Genomic DNA, 18,970 nt, shown 5'->3' with positions numbered 1-18,970 from the left:
GGGGGCGAAAAGAAGACACTTACAGGCAATTCAGTTTTAATTTGCCTTTTTTTTATGCAATATAGTTAAAATATTACCGTCGCTAACAATTGCCTAATAAATCACTTTTTATCAAGGAAAAGTTTATTTCAGGCAACTATCAGCAATCCGATTCTCTGCTTCAGAATATTTCAATCCCAATCGGCATCACCCATTACCAGTCAATCAACACGGAACATCCCCGAGGAAAAAATGATGATATCTCCCAGCCATGATCCCGCCAGCCAGGCAGAAAGAATGCGCTATCCCGTATGGTGCAGCCTGCTTTTATTCACCTTACAAAAACAGATGCTGCGCAGCTTAGTTCAACTGATGCTGCTGATTTTTTCCTTGCTGGCCTATGGGCAAGCGTCTGCTGCTTGTAATATCAGTTTTTCAACGACTGTAGGTGGGCAGGTCACGAAAATTGGCAGTGAATATAAATACACGTTTTCTCAGACAGATTACGATAACTGTGATCCGGGCGGGCAAGCGGATGGAAGCACTGGTATTACTCCACAAAAATCAGCGCTCGGTATTTATGCTTTTCCTAATGCGAATGGCAATACGGATGGTAATAGATATGTCCAATCGACCAGTGCCCAAGGGGCTGTTGTCTGGGTTATGACCGTATCTAATAATCCAGGTCAACCTGCCACAAATATTGATGCGTTCTATTACACGCCGCCACCCAACTACTCTGGAAACGCTTTACCAGATTCATTTTCCTTCTGGGATTATGATGGATTGGTGCAGTACACGGTTACCGTCAACAACACACCTGGTGTACCAAGGCTCCCTTCGGCGACCGCTGGAGATGCAAAGGTCGACGTCGCATTTTCCCCGCCAACATACAAAGGTACTAGTGCGATTACTGGTTATAAGGTCATAGTCAGCCCAGGCGGTGCAACCGTTACCGGTACGGCCAGCCCGATTACAGTCAACGGTTTAACCAACGGTACTCAGTACAGTTTTACTGTAGTGGCAACGAATGGGACAGGTGACAGCGATCAAAGCACTGCGACAACAGCCACGCCGCAAGCACCAGCAAAAACAGCGCAAACCATCACCTTTAACAATCCCGGCACGAAAAATTTTGGTACCAGCCCGACCTTGACGGCAAGCGCGAGTTCTGGTTTGGCGGTGACTTTCACCTCCACAACAACTGCGGTCTGTACGATCACTTCCGGGGGGGCGTTGACGTTTGTCACGGCAGGCAATTGCACGATTAACGCCGATCAGGCAGGCGATGCGACATACTCGGCGGCACCAACGGTCCAGCAAACTTTTACCGTCAACGCTATTGCTCCGGGTGCACCAACGGGTGCGACTGCTGCCGCTGGCGCCGGGCAAGCCTCTGTATCCTTTACCGCGCCAGCTTCCACTGGCGGCAGTGCTATCATTGACTATACGGTCACATCCAGCCCCGGCGGCTTTACTGCGACCGGCGCGGCCAGCCCACTGACCGTCACTGGTCTGACCAATGGGCAGGCTTATACATTTACCGTCACTGCCAGAAACTCGGCTGGCTCTGGTTCGGCATCTACCGCATCCGCTGCAGTCACACCGAAGGCAACCCAGACCATTACCTTTACCAATCCCGGTGCGCAAAACTTCGGTACGACACCAACCTTGTCAGCAACTGCTTCTTCCGGTCTGACGCCGACATTCACCTCTTCCACAACCGGTGTATGTACGATCACTTCCGGTGGCGCGCTCACGTTTGTAACGGCCGGCTCTTGTACGATTAATGCCGATCAGGCAGGTAACGGCACCTATACGGCGGCAACGACGGTCAGCCAGACATTTGCTGTCAACGCCGTCGCACCTGGTGCACCAACGGGTGCGACCGCAACACCAGGAGATACTCAGGTTTCTGTGGCCTTTACCGCGCCAGCTTCCACTGGCGGCAGTGCCATCATTGACTATACGGTCACATCCAGCCCCGGCGGCTTTACTGCGACCGGTGCGGCCAGCCCACTGACCGTCACTGGTCTAACAAACGGGCAGGCTTATACATTTACCGTCACTGCCAGAAACTCGGCTGGCTCTGGTTCGGCATCTACCGCATCCGCTGCAGTCACACCGAAGGCAAATCAAACCATTACCTTTGCCAATCCCGGTGCACAGAACTTCGGTACTAGCCCAACCCTGACAGCAACCGCCAGTTCCGGACTGACACCCACGTTCAGCTCAATTACAACCGGTGTCTGTACGATCACTTCCGGTGGCGCATTGACGTTTGTCACGGCAGGCACTTGTACGATTAATGCCGATCAGGCAGGTAACGGCACTTATCTGGCAGCAACTACCGTCGGCAGAACATTCACTGTGAATGCCGTTGTTCCTGGTGCTCCAACCGGTGCCGTTGGTACAGCCGGAGGTGGACAAGTTTCAGTCGCCTTTACCGCGCCGGTCTTCACCGGAGGTAGCGCGATCACAGGTTACACAGTGACTGCGAATCCCGGCGGGGCGACTGCCAGCGGTGTGGCCAGCCCAGTGACCGTGACTGGCCTGACTAACGGAACGCCATACACTTTCACTGTGACGGCAACCAATCTGGCTGGTACTGGCCCTGCCTCCTCCGCTTCTGCGGCAGTGACACCGAAGGGAACTCAGACCATTACCTTTGCCAATCCCGGTGCGCAAAACTTCGGTACAACACCAACCTTGTCTGCGACTGCTTCTTCCGGTCTGATTCCGACATTCACCTCCTCCACAACCGGTGTTTGTACGATCACTTCCGGTGGCGCGTTGACGTTTGTGACAACTGGCACTTGTACGATTAATGCTGATCAGGCAGGAGACGGCACTTATGGTGCAGCAACGACGGTCAGCAGAACATTTACCGTAAATCCTGTTGTGCCTGGTGCGCCTACCAGTGTCGTGGGCACAGCCGGTGCGGCTCAGGCGTCTGTCGCCTTTACTGCACCAGTCTTCACCGGAGGTAGCGCGATCACAGGTTACACAGTGACTGCGAGTCCCGGTGGGGCGACTGCCAGCGGTGTAGCCAGCCCACTGATCGTGACAGGCCTGACTAACGGAACGCCATACACTTTCACAGTGACGGCAACCAATCTGGCAGGTACCGGCGCAGCATCGACAGCATCAACCGCGGTCACACCAAAAGCACCGCAGACGATCACGTTTGGTAATCCGGGAACACAGACTCTCGGTAACGCATTGACACTGACAGCTACCGCTTCTTCCGGCTTAGCAGTGACATTCACTTCGTCAACTCCCGGTGTTTGCTCTGTTACCCCGGGCGGTGTCGTTTCCTCTATCTCTGCGGGTGTTTGTACCATCAATGCTAATCAGGCGGGTAATACAAACTTCGCAGCGGCGACAACGGTTGTTCAATCATTCACCATTAATCCTCTGCCGGTTGGCGTGCTGACGTTTGCCAAACCCGGCTCAGCTCTGGTGACAATGGGTTCAAGTTTCACAAACGTGGCAACTTCAAACCTGAGTGGTGGCGGCTTCGGTGCTATCAGTTACAGCAGTTCCAACACCGCAGTGGCAACGGTGAGTGCAACCGGTGTCGTCACTCCTGTCAGCCCCGGCACAAGCACGATTACGGCAACGCAAGCTGCTGTGCCTGGTGTAAATGACCAGGCAACACAAACCTATACGCTGACGGTTGCTCCTCTGCCAGTTGGTATCCTGAGTTTCAGCACGCCGAATGCAGCAACAGTCGTGATGGGCGGCACGCTGACCAATCCTGCAACATCGACCCTGACAGGCGGTAGTTACGGGACGATCAGCTACAGTAGTTCAAATACGGCTGTGGCAACAGTGAGCGCCAACGGCACAATCACTCCTGTCAGTGCCGGAACAAGTACGATCACGGCAACACAGGCTGCTGTGGCCGGTGTGAATGCTCAGGCAACACAAACTTATGTACTGACGGTTGGAAAAAATGCACAGGCAACACTCAGTGTCGTCAGCGATAAATCAAGTATCTTTAAAGTTACTGGTACAGCAACACTGACTACAACCGGGGGCTCTGGTACCGGCGCCATCACTACTGCTGTCACTACGGGTAGTTGTTCTGTTGCTGGTAATGTGGTGACTGCCGGTGCGGTTGCAGAAACCTGTGTCATTACTGCGACGAAGGCGGCGGATGCTAACTACAACGCAGCCACGGCAACAGTCAGTATCCAGATCCTGAGTATGGCGACATCTACTGTCACTCTGGCTAGTTCTTCGCTGAATCCGATGTTAGGACAAAGCGTTAATCTGACCGCGACGGTTAATCCAGGTACGGCAACAGGAACTGCCAGCTTTATGGATGGATCAACGCTGATTGCCAAAGTCAGTCTCAGCGGCGGTATCGCGAATCTGTCAACCAGTACACTTGCTGTCGGCAGCCACAATCTGACCGTGGTGTATTCTGGTGATGCCAATCTGGCCAGTTCCACCAGCGGTGCCATTGTTGTGAACGTCAATGCCCGACCAGATCCGGTAAGCAATCCGGTGGTGAAACAAAATATCGTTTCGCAAGCAACGACAACTCAACGCTTTACCGTGGCGCAGATGACCAACATCTACAACCATGTGCAGATTCTGCACAGCGACTTTAATATCCGTAACCGTTTCGGGGCAGGTCTGAATGTGCCGTATCTGGATACGTTGCGTCTGGTGGGTGGAAAAATTCTGGATAATTTCAGTGGTACCCAGGAGAAAGATGTTCTTGCAGGAGAATTCGGAACAGTGAAAACTGCGGAAAATCAACGCCGTGCAAGAGCGCCGTTTGCTCAGGACGGTACAAGCCATCAGAAAGAAAAACGTATGGCGAAAGACGAGGAAGCAGATCAGGAACCAGTCATCAGCGATGATGTACCAAGGATTGCCGGTATGCCGGCAGGTTTCTGGACTGCGGGCAATATCGACGTCGGCTCTCTGGATGCGCAGGATGGCTCTCGTACTAAATTCTCCAGTGCAGGTCTGACGCTGGGTATGGACGTGATGGTCAATTCCAAGTTGATTGCCGGCGGCTCCATCGGCTACGCTAAAGACAACGCTACTTTTGATAATCTTGGTAGCGAAAGTAAAGCAAAGCAATGGTCTGGCTCGCTGTATGCAACTTACAAACCAGAAAAACGTTGGTTTATTGATGGTGTACTTGGTGGCGGTCATGTGACCTATGACAACCGCCGCTGGGACAGCAGCAATAATGTCCTGTTGTCTGGTGACCGCAAAGGTAAGATCATTTACGGTTCGCTGAGCCTGACACGTGAAATGATTCTGCAACAGTTCCGTGTTCATCCGTTTGGCCGTGTTGATGTGATCAATGTCAAACTCGACAGCTACTCAGAACAAGGCAGTCCGATGGCGTTAACGTTTAAAGATAGCAGCTTTACCAACTCTACCGTCACTGGTGGTCTGGATATCTTTAAAGACTACTTCTTTGCCAGCGGTCAGGTAACGCCGTCACTGAAACTGCAACTGTCACACCGTACCAGCGGCGATGTGAATCAAGCCGTGTACTACACTGACATGGGCGTGAACGGTCCAACGTATAACGCGATCGTGACAGGTATTCCGGAAGATGTTCAGTCTTTAGGTTTAGGACTGAATTTCAAAAACCGCCGGGGTTTCCAGGCAAACTTCGCGTGGCTGGGTTCGATGGGTGCGAATGCTTATCGTAATAACAGCTTCCGACTGGATTTACGCTTTGGCTTCTGATGCATTGAGTTAATGCGTATTTCAAATAAAAACCCCCGTTAGCAATAACGGGGGTTTTTTCTTTATGGCTTTACGGTTTAATGAAAATTAAAGATCAGAATAACTGTAATGTCGGGTATGCTGGGCATTCCTGAAAATGAAATCGGCGACACTGCAACCGCTTGGCAAAACGGTCTCAGATGTCCACAGGATCGATTTCTACCGACCACTTCACGCGGCTCTTCATTGCCCGCAAATTCGCTATCCATTCTTTGACAAACGCCTGCAATGCAGGACGCGAAACCGACTCAACCAATAATTGGGCGCGATCGACATTCGCAACTCTGGTCATGGTCATGGGAATCGGATCATTGATCGTGATGCCGATATGTTGAGTGCAGCTTGCAGCCTGCTGCAAAAATTCTATTGCTGTCGCTAACTCACGCGCCTCCGCACGCAACAAAGCCTGATACATAAACGGTGGCAGTTGAGCCTGCTGGCGTTCCTGCAATAAATCGGTCGCGAAACTCTGATAGTTGTGCGCCATCAGCGCGTGATACAAAGGATGATCAGGGTAACGCGTCTGAACCAGCACTTCAGAGATACTGCCGCCCTCCTTTTGTGCTGTTCTGCCGGCACGCCCCGATACCTGCATCAGTTGGGCAAACAGGCGCTCGCTGGCACGGTAATCCTGAGAAAACAAAGCGGCATCCGGGTTCAACGCCGCAACCAGGGTCAGGCGTTTGAAGTCATGTCCTTTGGCAACCATCTGGGTGCCGATCAAAATATCGACCTCGCCGTCATGTACCCGCTCAAAGGCGGCTGCCGCGCTGCCTTTCAGGCGGGTCGAATCAGCATCGATGCGAAATACCCGCGCCTCCGGGAAAATGTTTGCCAGTGTCTCTTCCAACCTTTGTGTGCCGCGACCCAGCGGCTGTAAATCGATATTGCCGCACGTCGGACAGGAACGGGGTATACGTTGCTCCAGCCCGCAGTGGTGGCAACGCAGACGATGATCGCCTTTATGTAACACAAGATGAGCGGTACACCGCGTGCAGTTACTGATCCAGCCACAAGCATCACAGGCCAGCACAGGTGCGTAGCCACGCCGGTTGAGAAAAAGTAGTGACTGCTCACCCTTCTCCAAACGCTGACAAATAGAGGTGATCAATCTTGGCGTTAAACCTTCACTCGGTTTTTCGCGTTCCAGATTGATGATTTTGACAACTGGCAACACAGCGTCTTTGACCGCACGCTCATGTAATTCCAGCAAGCGATAACGCCCACTTTGCGCTCCGTGCCAACTCTCAAGCGATGGCGTTGCCGACCCCAGCACAACAGGAATTCGCAACTGATGCGCGCGCCATATTGCCAGATCACGCGCGGAATAGCGCAAACCTTCCTGCTGCTTATACGATGGGTCGTGCTCTTCATCAACGATGATCAGTCTTAAATCCGGCATCGATGCCAGCATTGCCAGACGCGTGCCTAATACAATCCGCGCCCTGCCCTGATGTGCCGCCAGCCAGTGCAGCAAGCGTTCGCCCTCAGCCATGCCGCTGTGTAAAGTCGCCAACAGTATGCAGGGAAAGCGGTCACGTATCCTGGCCTCAAATTGTGGTGTCAGATTAATTTCCGGCACCAGAATTAATATTTGTCCGGTCGCTGACTCAGCCAGAATTCTGGCTGCTGACTGCAAGTACACTTCTGTTTTTCCACTACCTGTCACGCCGAACAACAGATAGGGACTAAATTCGCGGGTGTGCGTTATCGTATCGACTGCCGCCTGTTGCTCTGTATTGAGCACCGGTTCCGCTTGTGCGACAGTATTTTCAGAAACCGTTAACTTGGCTAATTTCTTCAGTGCGCGGTCCAGAGAGACGGTTTTCGATGCTTTTAAATTCTTAGGTAAGGCAGGTAAAGCCACTTCCCCCAAGGGTCGCTGATAATACTCCGCCGCAAACTTTATCAACGCCAGCCATTCCGCATTCAATGCTGGAAGTGCACTACGCACCGCGATCACATCACGTAACTTATCTGCTGGCACCATTGTTGTTTTTACGATATCAACGATGATACCTGTCATTTCCTGGCGACCAAACGGCACCAGTACCAATTGCCCTACGCGTGGAGGACTGGATACATTCGTCTCATCTGACGGGGAATCCCAGCGGTAATCAAAGAAAGTGTCAAGCGGTGTATCTAACGCGACACGCAGGAAAAGAGCTGTCACGTGTCTAGTTTTTTTCGTAAAAAATGACGTTAAGCATTGATTTTATGAGTACTTTGTCAGTTATCCACAATTTCTGTGGATAACTTTGTGGGTAAAGGTCTATTGACATCGCTTTTTGCTAAGGTTTACGCGGGTTTCAACAAAATGCTCATTCTGAAGGCAAATTAATTTATCATTTAAAATCAATGAGTTACGAAAATCATTAGCTTACTTAAAAATATTTTTTAAAGTTTTTTCCAATTGCCCTGAATTTGTGCATAAGTAAGATAAATCAAGCCAGGTTTCATGCCATAAATCTCTTTGTATGGCTTGGTTTTCCACTGATTTTAGGCTTGAAAAGGGCATGAATACAAGGTTTTGCAAAGCAACATGCTGACCTGATCAGCAACAGCCGGGATATCCAAGAAACGAAATTTTAAATGCCGGCTTTTCTATTTATTTTGTCATGCATACCCAAAGTGCATCTTCAATCATTGAGCACTTGGATACCATTACTTATGCTACTTTTTGGCGCTGGCTACGACTGTAGTCGTGCACAGTCTCGACCAGGACGCTCACGGAATCCGGTGAGGTAAATTGTGAAATTCCATGGCCAAGATTGAATACATGCCCATGACCCGCTGCAGGAGTACCGTAACTATCCAGTGTTTGTATAACCTGCTGACGAATTTGCTCTGGTTCTGCAAATAAAATCGCGGGGTCAAGATTGCCCTGCAGCGCTACTTTATCACCGACCTTGGCCCGCGCTTGTCCGAGATTGACGGTCCAATCCAAGCCAACAGCATCGGCACCGCTAGCCGCAATTTTTTCCAGCCACAAACCACCGCCTTTTGTAAAAACAATCGATGGAATACGTTTTCCGTCTTTTTCTTTTTGCAATTTATTGACGATGTCCTGCATGTAGTTCAGTGAGAACTCCTGATAGGCTGCGTCAGCCAACGCACCACCCCAGCTATCGAAAATCATGACTGCCTGCGCTCCCGCGTCGATTTGCGCATTCAAATAGCTGGCGACCGCTTCTGCATTGACCCGTAAAATGTGGTGCATCAGATCAGGACGTTTATACAACATGGTCTTGACCGTATGGAATTCACGTGACCCATGTCCTTCTACCATATAACAAGCGAGGGTCCACGGACTGCCGGAGAAACCGATCAGCGGTACTCTGCCATCAAGTGCAGTCCGGATCTGCGTTACGGCATCAAACACATATTGCAGGCTGCCTTCTTCAGGGACTTTTAATGCCAGAACGTCTTTTTCGTCTTTTAACGGCCGTTCAAATTTTGGCCCCTCACCTTCTTCAAAATAAAGACCCAGCCCCATCGCGTCCGGGACGGTCAAAATATCTGAAAACAGGATAGCCGCATCCAACGCAAAGCGGTCTATCGGCTGCAAAGTAACTTCCGTCGCAAATTGTGGATTCTTTGCAAGATTCATAAACGAACCTGCGCCTTTGCGAGTAGCGCGGTATTCGGGCAGATAGCGTCCAGCCTGGCGCATCAGCCACAATGGCGTATATTCAGTCTCCTGGCGCAGCAGAGCTCTGATGAAGGTATCGTTTTTGAGAGGAGAAAAATTGTGGGACATGTTGACTTTCAGAACACTGTTTTAATTTTGTGAAGTTACCGAAAACACTGCGAAACCTCGGAATAGCTGACATTATCGCCTAAGCTGCATCGAACATCATCTGATCTTACGCAAGTGGCGCAATAGTTACGCAATACCAGTGAGATAAATTGTGGATAACTTTGTGGATAGCTTTATCTATTTTCGCATTTAGCTTTGACTGTTAAATATAGTTAACAAAATATGATCGTAACTTATTGATTTTAATCGATTTATTTTATATCACTTGCGATAAAGAAAAATTTCCTCAAAAACATATTTGTAATAGCTTGTGCATAAGTCCAATTGTCAATGAGATTTTAAAAAACTTACCTATCATCACAGGGATGCTTTACGCCTTTTTACAGCGCCTTTCTCAATTACAGACGATGACCTTGCTGTACCGCCTGACTTACTCGACCCTGATTTTTGCATAATCGGGATTCGGCGGAGGATATTTCAACTTCATACTTTCCAGTTTTTCCAGAACAATACTGGCGATAGCCAGATTACGCTGCGTCTTGGAATCAGATGGAATGACATACCAGGGTGCCGCATCGGTGTCCGTAGCGCTGAGGGCTGCCTCGTAAGCGTGTTGATACGCATCCCAGTATTGGCGCTCAGCGAGATCCTGTAAATCAAACTTCCAGTGTTTTTCGGGATCAGCTAAACGTTCTTCCAGTCGCCTTTTTTGCTCCGCTTTAGATATGTGTAAGAAAAACTTCAGAATGGTGGTTCCTGTTTCGGTCAACATACGCTCGAATTCACGGATGTGGGCATAACGCCTGATACATTCCGCTTCATCAATCCAGCCGTGCACTTTGCTGATCAGAACGTCCTCGTAATGGCTGCGATTAAAAATGACAATTTCGCCTTTCGCAGGCACCTCACGGTGTATGCGCCATAAATAGTCGCGGTCTTTCTCTGCCTGACTCGGTGCCTTAAATGCTACAGTCCTCGCACCCAGCGGATTAATCTGTCCGAACACACCCTTGACTGTACCGTCTTTCCCGGACGTATCCATTCCTTGCAAGATGATCAGTAATTTGGGATTTTTTGAAGCCACGAAAACATTTTGCAAATCTGCAATCTTCTCGGCAAGATTAAATGTCTGAAGTTTGTCTATCGATTTTGCATCAATTTGAGCGGTAGCTGCCGCGCCAAGAAGCTTACGGTTCGCATCTGTTTCTTTTAGGACTAAACCTGATTTCACCCTGAACTGATCCGCAATCATCATAATTTACCCACTTAATTTATCTGCATGGTGGCTGTGACGGATCTGATGTTCAATTTTCAAACATCGGTCCATCACCACAAACATACCTGCTGCCTGTAACTCAGCAGCGATATTGGCATTGACTATACCCGATTGCATCCACAGACATGGCGCAGATATAGTCTTCGCTTGTTCGGCAATCGGTGGAATATCGTCAGCATTTCTGAAGCAGTCAACAATATCGATAGAATTAACAACCGCCGCCTCGATCAGGTCCGGGTAGCAAAGCTCACCGAGTATCATGTCGCCAGCATAGACGGGGTTAACCGGAATAATCCGGTAGCCATACGCTTGCATATAAGCAGCGACCATATAACTCGCCCGGTGTTGCTTGGGGGAGAGGCCGACAACAGCAATATTTTTGCTTGAGTTAAGTATTGCGGAAATAGCGTCCGGGTCGTTGATCGTAACTAAATTCATTCATACTCCTGTAAAACAAAAAGGCAGCCAAAGCTGCCTTTTTGTTGTATTGCCTTCGTCGCGATAGTTAAGAACGCAAACGAGTTAACGCTTTTGACGCAATTTCTGTATCGCTGCCAACTGTGCGATCGCTGATGCCAACTCTGCCTGTGCTTGCGCATAGTCAATTTTGGAATCACGATTAACCAATGCTTCTTCCGCCAGTTTTTTGGCTTCAACGGCTTTGGCTTCGTCCAGATCATGACCGCGAATCGCAGTATCTGCCAGAACAGTCACTGTATCTGGTTGCACTTCAAGCAGGCCACCGGCAACGAATACAAATTCGTCTTCAGTCTTGCCCGGAACCTTGATGCGCACTGCGCCCGGTTTGATACGGGTAATCAGTGGCGTATGTTTTGGGTAAATACCCAATTCACCAGCCTCACCCGGCAACGCGACGAATTCGGCTTCACCGGAAAAGATCAACTCTTCCGCAGAAACAACGTCAACGTGAATAGTGTGTGCCATGTTCGACCCTTTTTATTCGCTAAAAGCTGGGGTGCGACTCAGTTGATTCAACTCTGTCGCACCACGATGCTGACAATTAAGCAGCAGCCAGTTTTTTCGCTTTTTCGATTGCTTCGTCGATAGTACCAACCATATAGAACGCTTGTTCTGGCAGGTGATCGAGTTCACCGGAAGCGATCATTTTGAAGCCCTTGATCGTATCTTTCAGTGAAACATATTTACCTGGAGCACCGGTAAATACTTCAGCAACGTGGAAAGGCTGAGACAGGAAACGTTGCATTTTACGTGCACGGGCAACGATCAGTTTGTCTTCAGGTGCCAATTCATCCATACCCAGAATCGCGATGATGTCACGCAATTCTTTGTAGCGTTGCAGCGTACCCTGAACAGCGCGTGCTGTTTCATAGTGTTCTGCACCAACCACTTGTGGGTCCAGCTGACGGGATGTTGAATCCAGTGGATCAACCGCTGGGTAAATACCCAGAGAAGCGATGTCACGGGACAGAACAACGGTGGAATCCAAGTGAGCAAACGTTGTCGCAGGAGATGGATCGGTCAAGTCATCGGCTGGAACATAAACAGCTTGGATCGATGTGATCGAACCAGTTTTAGTCGATGTAATACGCTCTTGCAGACGGCCCATTTCTTCAGCCAGTGTCGGTTGATAACCCACAGCAGAAGGCATACGACCCAACAGCGCGGAAACTTCGGTACCGGCCAGTGTATAACGATAGATGTTATCCACGAAGAACAAAACGTCTTTGCCTTCGTCACGGAAACCTTCAGCAATCGTCAGGCCTGTCAGAGCAACGCGCAGACGGTTACCCGGTGGTTCATTCATCTGACCGTACACCATCGCAACTTTGGAGTTTTCTGGGTTTTCCAGATCAACCACTTTTGCGTCAGCCATTTCGTGATAGAAGTCATTACCTTCACGAGTACGTTCACCAACACCGGCAAACACGGACAAACCGCTGTGTGCTTTAGCGATGTTGTTGATCAGTTCCATCATGTTCACGGTTTTACCCACACCCGCACCACCAAACAGACCGACCTTACCACCTTTAGCGAATGGGCAAACCAGATCAATAACTTTAATACCGGTTTCCAGCAATTCTTGCGATGGAGACAGTTCGTCGTAAGCAGGTGCTTTACGGTGAATCGATGCTGTCTGCGCGTGGCTGACAGGACCGCATTCATCGATAGGGTTACCCAGTACGTCCATGATACGACCCAGCGTTGCTTTGCCAGTTGGGACCATGATAGGGTTGCCGGTGTTGGAAATCATCATGCCGCGACGCAGACCGTCAGAAGTACCCAGCGCAATCGTACGGACTATGCCGTCACCCAATTGCTGCTGAACTTCCAGAGTCAGGTCGGAGCCTTCCATTTTCAAGGCATCGTAAACTTTAGGCATCGCGTCGCGTGGAAACTCAACGTCCACCACAGCGCCGATACACTGAACGATTTTGCCATTAGCCATGTTCGTTCCTTCAATAATTAGTATTCAGTTTAGACCGCTGCCGCGCCGGCGACGATCTCGGAGAGCTCTTTGGTAATAGCGGCTTGACGGGTTTTGTTGTAAACCAGTTTCAGTTCGCCAATTACGTTACCTGCGTTATCACTTGCCGACTTCATCGCCACCATACGGGCCGACTGTTCAGATGCCATGTTTTCTGCGACTGCCTGGAAAATCAGCGCTTCAACATAGCGTATCAGCAATTCATCAATGACCGTCGCCGCATCTGGCTCGTACAGATAATCCCAGGAATGGGCATTTTTATCTGTCGCCAGTTTGTCCGATGTCAGCGGCAATAATTGCTCAATGACCGGCTCTTGCTTCATGGTGTTAATGAACTTGGTATAACTCAGATAAACCGCGTCCAGTTTGCCTTCCTGATAAGCATCCAGTAATACTTTTACCGGACCGATCAGTTTGTCGAGATGAGGAGTATCACCCAGTTGTACCGCATGCGATACGACTGGTGCCCCAATACGATTCAGGAAACCAAGACCTTTATTACCAATTGCGACCGCTTCTATCTTTGAACCCTTAGCTTCTAGTTCACGCAGTTTGTTGGTGACCAAACGCAATACGTTCGTATTCAGGCCACCGCATAAACCCTTGTCAGTTGTCACAACGATCAGTCCAACCTTCTTGGACTGATCTTGCTGAACCATGAAAGGATGCGTGTACTCAGGATTCGCTTGTGACAAGTTCGCAGTGATATTACGAATTTTTTCACTGTAAGGGCGGGCTGCACGCATCCGGTCCTGCGCTTTACGCATTTTGGATGCGGCGACCATTTCCATCGCCTTGGTGATCTTTTTCGTGTTTTCTACACTTTTGATCTTGCCACGTATCTCTTTGCCTGAGGCCATGTTTAGCTCCAGTTAAGATCAGTACGCGCCAGATTTTTTGAAATCAGCAACAGCTGCTGACAAAGTGGCTTCACCATCTTTATCGAGTTGCTTGGTTTCTTCAATCTTAGCGAGCAATGCTGCGTGGCTAGTCTTCAGGTAGTTATGCAGACCAGCTTCGAAAGACAATACTTTCTTCACTTCGACATCATCCAGGTAGCCCTTGTTTACTGCGAACAGGGAGGCCGCCATCAGAGAAATCGGCAATGGAGCATACTGTGCTTGCTTGAGCAATTCTGTAACACGCGCACCGCGATCCAGCTGCTTACGTGTGGACTCATCGAGGTCAGATGCGAACTGAGCAAATGCTGCCAATTCACGATACTGCGCTAAGTCGGTACGAATACCACCGGACAGGTTTTTAATAACCTTAGTCTGAGCAGCACCACCAACACGAGACACAGAAATACCCGCGTTAATCGCTGGACGAATACCAGAGTTGAACAGGGATGTTTCCAGGAAGATCTGACCGTCAGTAATCGAAATGACGTTAGTCGGGACGAAAGCAGAAACGTCACCAGCCTGAGTTTCAATGATAGGCAATGCTGTCAATGAACCTGTTTTGCCTTTGACTTCACCTTTAGTGAATGCTTCAACGTAGTCTGGGTTAACACGTGCTGCACGTTCCAGCAAACGAGAATGCAGATAGAACACGTCACCTGGATAAGCTTCACGGCCTGGTGGGCGGCGCAGCAACAGGGAAACCTGACGGTAAGCAACGGCTTGTTTAGACAAGTCATCATAGATGATCAATGCATCTTCACCGCGGTCACGGAAGTATTCGCCCATGGCGCAACCGGAGTAAGCGGAGACGTATTGCATCGCTGCAGATTCAGCCGCAGTCGCCGCAACAACAATGGTGTACTCCATCGCGCCGTGCGCTTCGAGAGCACGCACAACGTTTTTAACGGAAGAAGCTTTTTGACCGATCGCGACATAGATACAGGTAACGTTCTGACCTTTTTGATTGATCACAGCATCAATCGCAACAGCTGTTTTACCAGTCTGACGATCGCCAATGATCAATTCGCGCTGACCGCGACCAACAGGAACCATCGCGTCAATTGACTTGATACCTGTTTGCATAGGCTCAGAAACAGACTGACGAGCAATAACGCCTGGAGCGATCTTTTCGATAGGTGCAGACAATTTCGCGTTGACAGGACCTTTACCGTCGATAGGCTGACCCAACGCGTTAACAACACGACCACGCAGTTCAGGACCGATAGGTACTTCCAGAATACGACCAGTACATTTGACTGTATCGCCTTCGGAAATATGCTCGTAGTCACCGAGAATAACGGCACCAACAGAATCACGTTCCAGATTCAATGCCAGACCAAATGTATTGCCTGGGAATTCCAGCATCTCACCTTGCATCGCGTCAGACAGACCGTGGATGCGGCAGATACCGTCGGTAACGGAAATAACCGTACCTTGATTACGAATCTCAGCAGTTTCACCAAGGCCTTGAATCCGGCTCTTGATCAGCTCGCTGATTTCAGATGGGTTGAGTTGCATACTAACTCCTAATATTTATACGTTCTTACGCGGTCAGGGCTGAGTGCATTTTTTGCAGCTTAGCGCGAACCGACGTGTCAAGCACCTGATCACCAACCACGATGCGCACACCACCGATCAAAGCAGGATCTACTTTGACGGTAGGATGCAACTTGCGGCCAAATTTCTTTTCCAATGTAATCGCTAGGTCGCTCAACTGAGCTGCCGACAATTCAAATGCGCTGGTTACCTCTGCATCTGCCGCACCTTCGTGGGCGTTTTTCAATGCATGGAACTGGAAAGCGATTTCGGGCAGCAAAGTCAGGCGATCATAGTCAGCGAGTGTACTGATGAAGTTTTTCGCTTCAGCAGTCACTGGAGATTTGAGCGCAGACAGGAAAATCTCAGCTTTTTGAGAAGCCGAGACTTTAGGGTTGTGTGCAAGAGCTTGTACATCGGGATGCGCACCAGCCTGTGCCATTTCGGCAACCAGATCCGACCAGGCGGACAGGTTACCGGTCAGGGCAACACGAAACAGCGCTTCTGCGTAAGGACGAGCGATCGTTGCGAGTTCGGCCATGATTACAGCTCGGTTTTCAGTTGATTCAACAGATCTGCGTGAGCGGATGCATTGACTTCACGTTTCAGAATTTGCTCTGCGCCTTTGACTGCCAAGGTAGCAACCTGGTCACGCAATTCTTCGCGCGCTTTAGTCATCTGGTTTTCAGCATCAGCTTTTGCAGCAGCAATAATGCGGGCAGCTTCAGCAGCGGCAGTATTTTTGGCTTCATCCACGATCAGAGCTGCGCGTTTTTCAGCGTTGATGATCTGCTTCTGGCCTTCTTCACGGGCGCTGTTCAATGCAGCTTGCGCTTCTTTTGCGCCATCTTGCAAAGTCTGACGCGCTTTGTCGGCTGCAGCCAGTCCGTCTGCGATTTTCTTCGCACGCTCGTCGAGAGCGTTCATCAGTGGCGGCCACACAAACTTCATTGTGAACATTGCCAAGATGAAGAAAACCCCAAACTGAACGAACAATGTTGCGTTTAAGTTCACGGTAATTCCTTATCTAAATGGATCAAGCCGAAAGCACATTGCTTCCGGCAGTAGAAGGAAAAACTGATTATTTGAATGGGTTAGCAAATGCGAACAACATCGCGATACCAACACCAATCAGGAACGCCGCGTCGATCAGACCAGCCAACAGGAACATCTTAGTTTGCAATGTGTTCATCAATTCTGGTTGACGAGCAGATGCTTCGAGGTACTTACCACCCATCAGAGCGATACCGATACAAGCACCGATCGCGCCCAAGCCGATGATCAAACCGCAAGCCAAAGCAACAAAAGATAAATCAGTCATGACATTTCCTTAAAAGTTAAAAATAATAAAAGACTAAAACTAAAAAACCAAATCGAAACAGTTACTGCAAAACTCAATTAATGATGTTCATGCGCTTGACCGATGTAGACCAGAGTCAGCATCATGAAAATAAACGCTTGTAAGAACACAATCAGAATATGGAAGATCGCCCAGATAGAACCAGCCACCAGATGACCAAACACACCAAATACTGTTGCCATCGAACCCAACAAAGCGATCAACAAGAACAACAATTCACCAGCAAACATGTTACCGAACAGTCGCATACCGAGAGAAACGGTTTTTGCAGCAAATTCGATCATTTGCAAAATCAGATTAAATGGCGCCATTTTGATACCGAATGGAGCGGATACCAATTCATGCAGGAAACCACCGAGACCTTTGATCTTGACACTGTAGTACAGCATCAGAGCAAGTACGCCGAGAGAAATACCTAAGGTACCATTCAAGTCAGCAGTAGGAACAACACGGTGGTGAGTAAAAATATGTTCTACACCCAAGAGGGCAAACAAACCGGAAAACATATCAACAGGCAGGAAATCCAGTGAGTTCATCAGAGCAACCCATACAAACACAGTCAGAGCAAGCGGGGCGATGAAACTACGGTCACCGTGGACAATACTCTTAGATTGTTCTTCCACCATCTCAACCAGAATCTCAACAGCAGCCTGGAAGCGTCCAGGCACACCCGAAGTCGCCTTACGGGCTGCAAGCCACAAAAGCAGACTGCCAACAATGCCGGAAAATATGGACCAGAAAATGGTATCCATATTGAAGATAGAAAAATCAACGATTTTGTCTTGGTGATGGGTCGAGAAATGTCCTAAGTGATGGACAATATATTCTGACGCGGTTGGTGCGTGCTCAGTTGCGCTCATGGTCGTTGTCTAAATAGTAAAATAAAATAACTTTTCAGTACTACGATGAAGGCGATCAAAAAAGCCGGCCAGTTGACATCGTGATACCAGTAGACAACCGCAGCCATCAGCGCAATTGTCAGTGCAATCTTGATAAATTCACCGATGAAAAATGTCATCGGATTTGCTCCACCAGGTTTTTTGGTCCCTATATAGAGGCGCAACGCAAAAAACGCATTCGGCAGCGAGCAACACATTCCACCAATAAAAGCGGATAAAGCCAGTGAAGCGTTACCAAAAACTCCGGCCAACAGAGCCACAACCAACGCTGTTGCCATCTGCAACAGTACGATACGGGCCATGCTTTCCTCGCTTATTTACAAATGACTGTTGATATTCAAGCGCTAGCCACAAAATATTATCAGGCAGCGCGAACCCTCGCCAATCAAAACCACGGAATTATACGTGGTAGTGCGTAACATCGTCAAACGTTTGATGTAATGCATCAGAATGAGACATTTTTAATTTTTCTGCCCCTTCTTTATTCTGTTCAATAAGCCGGAAAGATAGTCCAGACCTTGCTTCCAGACGCCTAATCCTGAACTGCCGTTGATGTGGCCGTAAGCACCAATATTGTGAAATTCAGCCCCCCAGATCCCTGCCCAGTTCGCAGCAACTTCGATTTCACACCAGGGATCGTCGTCAGAGGCAACGACGACCGTAGGAAATGGAAAACTTACCGTAGGCATAGGTGCGAAACTCGGTGCAGGAAAATTTTCCCGGTTCACTCCCGGTGGCGCGACCAATAAGGCGCCCTTCACCTTCCCCTCATAATTATCTCTATTACAATGATGAGCAACCCACCATGCTGTCAGCGCGCATCCCAGACTGTGAGCTACCAACACAACATCGTCGTCACAAGCATTAATCGCTGTAGACAACGTCTGCACCCATAAGTCCCGCTCAGGCTGCTCCCAATTCGCTTGCTGGACACGTTCAGCGTCCGGCAAAGATGTTTCCCATAAACTCTGCCAATGTCCGGGCCCGGAATTGTACAAACCCGGCAGAAGAAAAATTTTCATCTT

Annotated in this window: 15 protein-coding genes; 1 reads left to right on the top strand and 14 read right to left on the bottom strand. The window is 49.3% G+C overall.

The window, feature by feature from the left end; all coding sequences use genetic code 11:
* Positions 1 to 231 precede the first annotated feature (231 nt).
* Complete coding sequence (locus tag ACOTSW_RS10965) at positions 232 to 5,706, top strand: fibronectin type III domain-containing protein (protein ID WP_423679128.1); 5,475 nt, start codon at positions 232 to 234, stop codon at positions 5,704 to 5,706.
* 175 nt (positions 5,707 to 5,881) lie between these two features.
* Here ACOTSW_RS10965 and ACOTSW_RS10960 read toward each other — a convergent pair whose 3' ends face one another.
* The 14 genes from ACOTSW_RS10960 to ACOTSW_RS10895 form a co-directional block, all read right to left on the bottom strand.
* A complete protein-coding gene (locus tag ACOTSW_RS10960; protein WP_423679127.1) occupies positions 5,882 to 7,918 on the bottom strand; it encodes a primosomal protein N' in 2,037 nt (678 codons plus the stop codon).
* A gap of 495 nt (positions 7,919 to 8,413) precedes the next feature.
* Positions 8,414 to 9,505, bottom strand: a complete 1,092-nt coding sequence (gene hemE, locus ACOTSW_RS10955; RefSeq protein WP_423679126.1) for a uroporphyrinogen decarboxylase — start codon at positions 9,503 to 9,505, stop codon at positions 8,414 to 8,416.
* Between the two features lie 430 nt (positions 9,506 to 9,935).
* The gene (locus ACOTSW_RS10950) at positions 9,936 to 10,760 is read right to left on the bottom strand and encodes a PPK2 family polyphosphate kinase (RefSeq protein ID WP_423679125.1); all 825 of its coding nucleotides are present in this window, start codon (positions 10,758 to 10,760) and stop codon (positions 9,936 to 9,938) included.
* A 3-nt stretch (positions 10,761 to 10,763) separates the two neighbouring features.
* Positions 10,764 to 11,219 (bottom strand): CoA-binding protein, encoded by a 456-nt coding sequence (locus ACOTSW_RS10945; RefSeq protein WP_423679124.1) that lies wholly within the window; start codon positions 11,217 to 11,219, stop codon positions 10,764 to 10,766.
* Positions 11,220 to 11,303: 84 nt separating this feature from the next.
* Positions 11,304 to 11,726: a F0F1 ATP synthase subunit epsilon gene (locus ACOTSW_RS10940; RefSeq protein ID WP_186884084.1), complete on the bottom strand. Its 423-nt coding sequence runs from the start codon at positions 11,724 to 11,726 to the stop codon at positions 11,304 to 11,306.
* Between the two features lie 76 nt (positions 11,727 to 11,802).
* Positions 11,803 to 13,209, bottom strand: a complete 1,407-nt coding sequence (gene atpD, locus ACOTSW_RS10935; RefSeq protein WP_423679123.1) for a F0F1 ATP synthase subunit beta — start codon at positions 13,207 to 13,209, stop codon at positions 11,803 to 11,805.
* 29 nt (positions 13,210 to 13,238) lie between these two features.
* The gene (gene atpG / locus ACOTSW_RS10930; protein ID WP_186884086.1) at positions 13,239 to 14,108 is read right to left on the bottom strand and encodes a F0F1 ATP synthase subunit gamma; all 870 of its coding nucleotides are present in this window, start codon (positions 14,106 to 14,108) and stop codon (positions 13,239 to 13,241) included.
* Between the two features lie 18 nt (positions 14,109 to 14,126).
* Positions 14,127 to 15,668, bottom strand: coding sequence for a F0F1 ATP synthase subunit alpha (atpA, locus tag ACOTSW_RS10925; RefSeq protein ID WP_423679122.1), 1,542 nt, complete (start codon positions 15,666 to 15,668; stop codon positions 14,127 to 14,129).
* Between the two features lie 25 nt (positions 15,669 to 15,693).
* Positions 15,694 to 16,227, bottom strand: coding sequence for a F0F1 ATP synthase subunit delta (locus ACOTSW_RS10920; RefSeq protein ID WP_423679121.1), 534 nt, complete (start codon positions 16,225 to 16,227; stop codon positions 15,694 to 15,696).
* A gap of 2 nt (positions 16,228 to 16,229) precedes the next feature.
* Positions 16,230 to 16,700, bottom strand: coding sequence for a F0F1 ATP synthase subunit B (locus ACOTSW_RS10915; RefSeq protein ID WP_423679120.1), 471 nt, complete (start codon positions 16,698 to 16,700; stop codon positions 16,230 to 16,232).
* 67 nt (positions 16,701 to 16,767) lie between these two features.
* On the bottom strand, positions 16,768 to 17,007 hold the full coding sequence (atpE, locus tag ACOTSW_RS10910) for a F0F1 ATP synthase subunit C (RefSeq protein ID WP_423679119.1): 240 nt from the start codon (positions 17,005 to 17,007) through the stop codon (positions 16,768 to 16,770).
* A gap of 77 nt (positions 17,008 to 17,084) precedes the next feature.
* A complete protein-coding gene (atpB, locus tag ACOTSW_RS10905; protein WP_423679118.1) occupies positions 17,085 to 17,906 on the bottom strand; it encodes a F0F1 ATP synthase subunit A in 822 nt (273 codons plus the stop codon).
* A complete protein-coding gene (locus ACOTSW_RS10900; RefSeq protein WP_423679117.1) occupies positions 17,903 to 18,247 on the bottom strand; it encodes an ATP synthase subunit I in 345 nt (114 codons plus the stop codon). Before ACOTSW_RS10900 ends, atpB begins: the two co-directional genes overlap by 4 nt.
* A 159-nt stretch (positions 18,248 to 18,406) precedes the next feature.
* The gene (locus tag ACOTSW_RS10895; RefSeq protein ID WP_423679116.1) at positions 18,407 to 18,967 is read right to left on the bottom strand and encodes an RBBP9/YdeN family alpha/beta hydrolase; all 561 of its coding nucleotides are present in this window, start codon (positions 18,965 to 18,967) and stop codon (positions 18,407 to 18,409) included.
* Positions 18,968 to 18,970 lie beyond the last annotated feature (3 nt).

This window comes from Undibacterium sp. WLHG33, from assembly GCF_049544815.1.
Lineage (GTDB): Bacteria > Pseudomonadota > Gammaproteobacteria > Burkholderiales > Burkholderiaceae_D > Undibacterium.
Note: the sequence above shows the minus strand (reverse complement) of the source record. Positions and strands in the feature narration are given on the sequence as shown.

Coding starts and splice junctions, on each gene's coding strand:
- atpD (WP_423679123.1), bottom strand. CDS start 13,209: ATGGCTAATGGCAAAATCGTTCAGTGTATCGGCGCTGTGGTGGACGTT.
- ACOTSW_RS10945 (WP_423679124.1), bottom strand. CDS start 11,219: ATGAATTTAGTTACGATCAACGACCCGGACGCTATTTCCGCAATACTT.
- atpE (WP_423679119.1), bottom strand. CDS start 17,007: ATGACTGATTTATCTTTTGTTGCTTTGGCTTGCGGTTTGATCATCGGC.
- ACOTSW_RS10895 (WP_423679116.1), bottom strand. CDS start 18,967: ATGAAAATTTTTCTTCTGCCGGGTTTGTACAATTCCGGGCCCGGACAT.
- ACOTSW_RS10950 (WP_423679125.1), bottom strand. CDS start 10,760: ATGATGATTGCGGATCAGTTCAGGGTGAAATCAGGTTTAGTCCTAAAA.
- ACOTSW_RS10940 (WP_186884084.1), bottom strand. CDS start 11,726: ATGGCACACACTATTCACGTTGACGTTGTTTCTGCGGAAGAGTTGATC.
- ACOTSW_RS10920 (WP_423679121.1), bottom strand. CDS start 16,227: ATGGCCGAACTCGCAACGATCGCTCGTCCTTACGCAGAAGCGCTGTTT.
- atpG (WP_186884086.1), bottom strand. CDS start 14,108: ATGGCCTCAGGCAAAGAGATACGTGGCAAGATCAAAAGTGTAGAAAAC.
- ACOTSW_RS10900 (WP_423679117.1), bottom strand. CDS start 18,247: ATGGCCCGTATCGTACTGTTGCAGATGGCAACAGCGTTGGTTGTGGCT.
- atpA (WP_423679122.1), bottom strand. CDS start 15,668: ATGCAACTCAACCCATCTGAAATCAGCGAGCTGATCAAGAGCCGGATT.
- hemE (WP_423679126.1), bottom strand. CDS start 9,505: ATGTCCCACAATTTTTCTCCTCTCAAAAACGATACCTTCATCAGAGCT.
- atpB (WP_423679118.1), bottom strand. CDS start 17,906: ATGAGCGCAACTGAGCACGCACCAACCGCGTCAGAATATATTGTCCAT.
- ACOTSW_RS10965 (WP_423679128.1), top strand. CDS start 232: ATGATGATATCTCCCAGCCATGATCCCGCCAGCCAGGCAGAAAGAATG.